The 7,351-nt window shown below is 47.6% G+C and carries 6 protein-coding genes; 3 read left to right on the top strand and 3 right to left on the bottom strand.

The features are described from left to right. Positions 1 to 155: 155 nt before the first annotated feature. The gene (locus ACLFWI_RS23075; RefSeq protein ID WP_446414871.1) at positions 156 to 1,592 is read left to right on the top strand and encodes a TIGR03985 family CRISPR-associated protein; all 1,437 of its coding nucleotides are present in this window, start codon (positions 156 to 158) and stop codon (positions 1,590 to 1,592) included. 7 nt (positions 1,593 to 1,599) lie between these two features. On the opposite strand, the gene ACLFWI_RS23080 is transcribed toward ACLFWI_RS23075, so the two are convergent. The 3 genes from ACLFWI_RS23080 to infC all read right to left on the bottom strand — a co-directional run bounded on the left by ACLFWI_RS23080 (position 1,600) and on the right by infC (position 5,923). Further along, positions 1,600 to 2,082 (bottom strand): Crp/Fnr family transcriptional regulator, encoded by a 483-nt coding sequence (locus ACLFWI_RS23080; RefSeq protein ID WP_006098974.1) that lies wholly within the window; start codon positions 2,080 to 2,082, stop codon positions 1,600 to 1,602. Between the two features lie 202 nt (positions 2,083 to 2,284). Continuing rightward, positions 2,285 to 5,299 carry a HEAT repeat domain-containing protein gene (locus tag ACLFWI_RS23085; protein WP_446414872.1) on the bottom strand — a complete coding sequence of 1,005 codons (3,015 nt, stop codon included), beginning with the start codon at positions 5,297 to 5,299 and terminating at the stop codon, positions 2,285 to 2,287. A gap of 96 nt (positions 5,300 to 5,395) precedes the next feature. Continuing rightward, positions 5,396 to 5,923, bottom strand: coding sequence for a translation initiation factor IF-3 (infC, locus tag ACLFWI_RS23090; RefSeq protein ID WP_446414873.1), 528 nt, complete (start codon positions 5,921 to 5,923; stop codon positions 5,396 to 5,398). 197 nt (positions 5,924 to 6,120) lie between these two features. Here infC and ACLFWI_RS23095 point away from each other — a divergent pair, with 197 nt between their 5' ends. Continuing rightward, a complete protein-coding gene (locus ACLFWI_RS23095; protein WP_446414874.1) occupies positions 6,121 to 7,044 on the top strand; it encodes an alpha/beta fold hydrolase in 924 nt (307 codons plus the stop codon). 202 nt (positions 7,045 to 7,246) lie between these two features. After that, positions 7,247 to 7,351: PCP reductase family protein (locus ACLFWI_RS23100; protein WP_446414875.1), on the top strand; the 105-nt coding region annotated here is incomplete at its 3' end.

The raw sequence follows: 7,351 nt of genomic DNA on the forward strand, positions 1-7,351 counted from the left end.
TCCTTAACACTCTAATCCAACTTATCTCCATGGGATTGAGAGGGGAAAGAGTCGAGGGCGCGATCGCTTCTGTACCCAAAATTATGCCACCCCTGCGGAAGCACCCCCTTCCGATACTTGATAACCTATAAGCCACACTCGCCAAAACCAAACTGATGTTTGATCTATTCTTTCGCCATCCCCCCCAACCTCAACTCCTGCAACAATTAGCCAAAGGACTTTTGCCACAAAATCACCATCTCACCCGGGCGGTGAGATTATGGGTTTGGCTGCGCTGGCTGTATGGGGATCAGGGATACGCGGCTTTACCCGACAGCTTCACCTACGCTGATTGGCGTCAAGCCTTCTTCAGCCCAATGCACCAGGATGAGAAGCAAAACGATATTCTCCAGCACCATGAACCTAACTGCGCCTGCACGAAAACCACCAGAACATGGCTCAAAGAATTGAATATAGCCATTGATGAATGGCAAGAATCCCTACAACAACACCTGTCAATTTCCGATTCTGACTTGAAAAAATTGCTCCACGAACGGCTATTTGCTCAAGTTCGTAAATCCCTTCAGAGTGACTTAGACTTACTGGTTGATCTCAACTGGCTGCAACGAGTCCCTCACTCAACCGGGAGAAGCAAGAACTACCGCCGTGTCCAAGTATTGCCCATTTCTCAGCAACCAGAAAACCGAATCTCTAACAGCAACCTGACACCTCAAGAACAGGTTTATTTGGTGGAAACCTTAGAGATGATTAGTTTTCTCGACCCCAATATCCCGTTCTTAACCGAGCAAATTTCTCCCCATCCTCAAGACGATACTCATCGCGTCTTTTTGTACGTTGACTACTTAGTCCCGGAATCCACCCAAAAACAAGACCAAGTGGATCAACTTCAGGGACAATTGCAGGAAATTTGGGACTCTGGACAAATATCTCCCCTACTAATGACCTATCACAGCGCTCATTTGGGTTTAATCAAAGAATGCGTTATCTATCCGGTTTGCATCTATTATATGGAACGGGCAAAATACTTATGTGCCTATGGCAGCACTCCCCAAAGCGAAATCAATTGGCACAATTATCGCCTCGACCGAATTTGTTCTGAGCGGTTGATGCCATTAAACTGGACTGATCCCCGCGTCCCCCAGTTGTTGCAGGAACAATATGAGAAGAACCAACTGCCAACACCCACAACGGTTCACACAAAACTGAAACAAGCTTGGGGATTTGATTTCTATAAACCATCGGCGTTGATGGTACTGCGGTTCAACCAAAAGTTTCATGATCACTATATCCGAGGTACGTTCCTACATCACACCTTTGCCCCGATTAACTATCAGCAAGCCACCCGTTTCATCAAACAACATACGCCCAATCCCGAACACAGAACTACTCTGCTAGACATTCTGCAACATCGCTCTCCTGATGATGGCTACTACCAAGCTCAATACCGCGTTAACGATTATCACGTCATCCGGCGCTTACGGGCTTTGGGTGCAGAGGTAGAAGTCTTGCTACCTTGGCAATTGCGGGAACGAATCGCTCTCGATCTCCAAGAGACTAGGAATCACTATCGGCACAAAACTTTAACGCTGTAATCCTCAACTACCTCGTAAAATTACTGCTGGTTTTGCTGAAATCAGACGCCGGATGTTTCACCTCGTAAGCATTCAACTTATTATTTAGTTCTCGAATGCGGCGCGAGAGTAAGCGGATAATATTAATCGCAATTCCTGGGGTCTCATCAATAGCGTCATACAATTGCAATTGAGTCAGCATCAGACATTCGCAGGTTTCCAGCGTCGTCACTGAGGCGGAACGTGGTTCAGCATCAAAAAGTGACATCTCGCCAAAACAAGCACCTTGCTTCAGATAAGCCAAATCGCGATCGCCAATGTGAACCCGCACGGAACCGGACACCACAATATAAAGCGATCGCCCTTCTTCCCCTTGGGTAACAATCGTATGATCACTCGGAAATGATAGCTCATCCATAACCGAAGCAACGCGCACCAGAAAATCGTCCCGCAATTCCTGAAAAATGGGGACGCCCCTGACAAAAAGTAAACGCTCAACGCTGGTTAACATGGGGTTAGCGGGTAGCTGCTGGGGATTGGTGCCAAGTGTAGCTGCACAAAGCTCTAGTTTACTTTATCCCACTTTGACTGATAATAGAGGAATTAAGGTACCATAAACACACCAATCTGCTTGATCTCCCTGAAAATCCCCTTGATCTCCCTGAAAATTAAGCCAATAACCCCTTGATAAACCTTTCCTAACGACTGCTCCATCAGCTCACCAGACCAAATTCGTTACTCATCTGTTGAGCTACCGCCGCCACTAACCGATCAGAATCATGTTTAAGCATCGGGAGTAACTCAATACAAGAACGGGGCGATGCGGCTTTCAAATAGGTTAAAACTGCTTCTCGGACAAAACCCGTGGGATGACGCAGACAGACTAACGTTGCTGCCGGTGTCAAACTCATATAAGCCCCTCGGGCTAAATGGAAACAACAAGCCAGCGTCCAATCCGAGAGAAAATGACGAAACTCAATCAATCGTCGCACGCGATCGCTGGGATTCATCGGTTGATAAGACACCAGTTCTTGCAAACATTCCAGCTTTTCGCCAAAGGAACGGCGATCAAACAGGGCTAAAAAAGCTTGCTTTTGGGGAATATCTATGCTATTATCTAATATTTCTATCCCCATAGCAATATTAGATCGGGACTCAGATTGCAGATTAAAGGATGCCGCTTGAATTGCACCAACGGGATAAAGAAACTTCATCAGCAAAAAACAATTCTCCAACAAATCCTTTTGCTGATCATTTAACGCCCGTCGCAGCAAATCTGCCTCCTGTCCACTGATCAGTTCTGGCTTCAAATCCACCAGAGCGGCATAAATCTGACCCAAAAACAGCAGTTCTTGCTCAATTAACGTCTCAATCCCACTCCGTCCCAACTGATCTAGCACCACATCGATTCCTTTCTCATTGGGAATTTTCAATAAGCTGCGGAGAATATTACGACGGCTGATCCCCCAACTCGTCATTAGCTGTTGCACCAGATAATTCAGGGTTTCGGGTGTGCCAATCTCCGCCAACGCCGTCCAAGCTTGTACCCGAACTAAATCCGGTTTATGGATATCTTCTGCCAACTCCAGCAGCAACGGAATCGCTTCATTCCCCAGACGCACCAACGCCATGCGAGCCGCTTCACGAGTCGATTTGTAATAAAGTCCTCGTACTAGCGATGGGTAGAACTCATCCAAATGGGTTGACGCAATCACCTCTAATAAAGCGCAACGAACACGCAACGATTCATCTTTTAACAGATGGGGAATATAAACTCGCAAGGCTTGCAAATACTCTGCCTCTCCTAAAGCCCGTGTCCCCATCACCCGTTCTCGTTCCCGTTTTGAGTTCACCATTCGCCGCAGGATCTCTGTCGCTTCTGCCTTCTCTTGCGGGGTTCCCCGACGCAAAATAATCGCGGCGGCTGTGGCTCGCACCATCGGATCAACGGTTCCATGGAGATAAGGTTTAATCGTGTCAATATCCAATTCCGGTTGAGTCAGCCAAACATAACGCAGCGCCAACGCCAACACTTCTGGCGGCGGTTTCTGCTCAATCAAGACTTGCACGTCCCGACAATAGGCGGGGTTGGGATACTCCAACATCGCCTCTAGACTCTGACACTGAAGCGCAATGGAAAGCCGAGGCAAAAGGGGAGCCAGTACCTCACCCACATTCGTGGGGTCAATCTGGGATAACAGTTGAATACAAGAGCGTTTATCCGCTTCCGTACCTGGTTGTTCCAGAGTTTCTATCACCGTTCGCTTGAACGCCTTTAAGTCAACATCAGAAAACCCTAAGCGTCCTTGTTCAGCGCTATCAACCAGCAAGGTAACGTAAGTCGAGCGCATCGACCAAGCACTCAGCAACCAGATTAGGGAGAAAAACACAATGGCAAGAATAAACATACCACTCTGCCATTGTTGAATTTGGGATTCCGGCTGTCCTGGAAATAGGTGATGCAACAGCCAAATCCCAGCGAGCATACTAATACCCGTAACACCCGTGGTTATGGGTTCTGCAATTCCCTGTACTCGGGTTTGTAGGGCATTACGAATTCCTTCGGGTATCGGTTGAAACAAGAACGGTTCAATGCCAGCAATTAAGGTATAGCGCAGGAGTTCGTCAATAAACCGCAGAAAAATTAGACCGACAAATAGTCCAGTCACAAATCCAGGGATGGTAATCACTGCACCGAACAGCTTAATCACCACATCCAGTAAACCACTCAATGTGATTAAGCCCATAATCGCTAAGGACGCAGGTAGCATCATCGCCGCGACAAAGACGCCCAGACGTTCCACAGCGCGACTGGATATGAACCACTGAGAGGTGAGTTCAAATATGCCGACAATCCCACTGAATAACCCCAAAAACCCAGCAATATCTGAAGCTTCTAAATTTGCCTCTAATTGACCCAGATACTGGAACTCTACCAGCAGATACAGGGCTTCACCGAGAATAAAAAAGGCAAATAACGGCACAATATAGCGTTGTAGATGTCCGGTCGTGCGGCGAACCACAAATTTCTGGTCATCGTCTTCCCAATCCCTTGTGGGTAAGTTAGGAAAGGCTTGCTGGTAGCGTTGGGTTAAATAAAACAAAGTGCCAGCGCCAACCATCATCATCAACGCCGCTACCACGAGAACGTTTTGAATTGTGCCGACAACCAACAGCAGCAGGGGTAAAGAAAAGCCGGAGATCACATCAGCCACTAAGAGTCCTGATGACACAATCGGATAGGTGCGCTTAATTTCCCGGATATTGAATAATTGATTCGCGGCAACTTGAGAGTTGAGATCATTGAGAACTTCGACCGCATCCATCCACAATCGCAACAGAAAAACGGTACCTAAGGCGATTAACCCGTTTAAATAGCTAAAGCCTAGGGTCAACCGTAAGATCAACAAGGGTACGCCCGTTAGGAAAGCGACTGTGACTAAGACACCCCTCATCGGCATCCGTTCTTGTAGCCAAGAGTATAAGACACCTAGTCCAGACACCATCACGGAGCTGGCGATATAAATGACGGGTAACCACCTCGCACCGTACTCGTCCAAGAACAGTGCTGTCGCACTATACTCAAACCAAAGTAGCCCAACTGAGGTAGCGGTGTAGAAGGCGAACATCAAAAAGGTGCGCTCGCCTTCTTCTGGACGAAGATTGACCAATTCTAGGATTCGCCGTACCCATTCATTTTGAATGCGAGTACGAGTTTGTAGTTTCATTTAGCAGTTTGTCCTTAGTCGTTAGTCCTAAGTCATTAGCTATAGTCCATAGCGGCTAACCCATGACTAATGACTAATGACCAATGAACCCAAGTCTTATTTTTTGGAAGAGAGTAGCATCATCATATTACGACCTTCCCGTTTGGGGGCTTGCTGGACTTCGGCAACGTCCTGTAAATCCGTTGCCATGCGCTTGAGCAAGTCTTCGGCTAAGTTGGCGTGCTGAATTTCTCGCCCCCTAAAGGTAATCGTGGCTTTAACTTTATCTCCTGATTTCAGAAAGCGCCTAGCTGCGTTGACACGCACCTGGTAGTCATGATCATCAATCTTATAGCGCATCTTGACTTCTTTAACGTCCGCCGTGTGTTGCTTCTTCCGGGCTTCGCGGGCTTTCTTCTCCTGTTCAAATTTGTATTTGCCGTAGTCCATGATGCGGCACACGGGCGGATCTGCCTTATCGCTAACCAAAACCAGATCCAACTCTTTTTCCTCGGCGATGCGTAAAGCCTCTTGAGGTGCAAGGATTCCTAGCTGTGTGCCATCGGTATCAATCGCACGAATCTTAGGATAGCGGATTCTTTCGTTGATTTGGGGTAGATCGCGTTGGCGTCTTCTATCACTCACGGGTGTCTGCTTGAATTTCTAGTTGTTAAGGGTTGGATAAAAGTAAGCGGATTTTACTTGCCATTCTACTGACTCTGCTCCAGTTTCTGTCCATCTTTTTAAGGTAACTTCCAAATTGCTGAAAGTATCAGTAACTTCAAGAAACCACTACAATAATAGGTAAGGATTTGTAAACGTTTTTGAAGTTGAGGCATGGTGTGAATCCATCGGTATCGTGGCAGCAACGAGTCGGCAATCAACGAGACTGGGTTTGGCAAGGTTGGCAGACTCGTTACACCTATATTCGTCCACCGCAGTCTCACTCAACATTGACTCCTCCCGTTCTGCTGCTGCATGGATTTGGTACTTCCATCGGACATTGGCGTCATAACCTACCGGTACTGGGTCAGAACTACCCGGTTTATGCGCTAGATCTGTTGGGGTTTGGCAGTTCGCGCAAAGCTGGGACAACCTATACGATTGAGTTGTGGGTCAATCAAGTTTATGAATTCTGGCGAACCTTGATCCAACACCCCGTAGTGTTAGTGGGTAACTCAATCGGTTCACTGGTGGCTCTGAGCGCAGCCGCCACTCACCCGGAGATGGTTAAGGGACTTGCCTTGGTTAATTTGCCAGATTTTTCCCTCCGAGAAGAGGCACTTCCGGGTTGGCTGAGACCTGTGGTATCAACGGTTGAGGGTCTAGTCGCGTCTCCTGTGGTTCTCCAAAGTCTTTTTTATCTGCTGCGACGCCCATCAATTGTCCAGAAATGGGCAGGACTTGCTTATGCCAACCCTAGGGCTATTGATGCAGAATTAGTGGACATTCTCACCCAACCTGCTCGCGATCGCGGGGCGGCGGCTACATTTAGTGCGCTGTTTAAAGCGATGACCTCATCTAAATTTGGTCCTCCGGTCAAATCGGTTTTGCCGACTTTGGATAGTTCTATACTGTTAATTTGGGGGCGTCAAGACCGGATGATTCCTTCCCAGTTAGCCCAACAGTTTGCCGCTCTCAACCCGAATATCAAGTTGATCGAGTTGGATAATGCGGGTCATTGTCCTCATGATGAATGCCCAGAACAGTTCAACCAGATTCTACTCGATTGGTTAGCTGGGATGAAGGACGTTTTGAGTGTTTAGGGTTGAGTGTTGACCCTTCACGACCTTCAGAGAACCTGGTTTGTCGGGGCTGGTTTCACTATTATCTTTTTTTACCTCCCCCAGCTTCCAGACGCGCCATGGCACGTCTCTACATCACTCCCCCTGCTCCCCCAGCTTCCCCCCTGCCCCTCTGGGTTAAGATCAAAGCGGAATGAGAAAAGCCTCCCCCTTGCATTGAACTATGAACAGCGCTAATTATACAGATACCTTAGACTGGACACCCGAAGCTAAGGCGAAACTCAAAAAAATACCTTATTTTGTGCGTACTCAAGCTCGACAACGGATT

It is taken from the genome of Coleofasciculus sp. (genome assembly GCF_046539235.1).
Lineage (GTDB): Bacteria > Cyanobacteriota > Cyanobacteriia > Cyanobacteriales > Coleofasciculaceae > Coleofasciculus.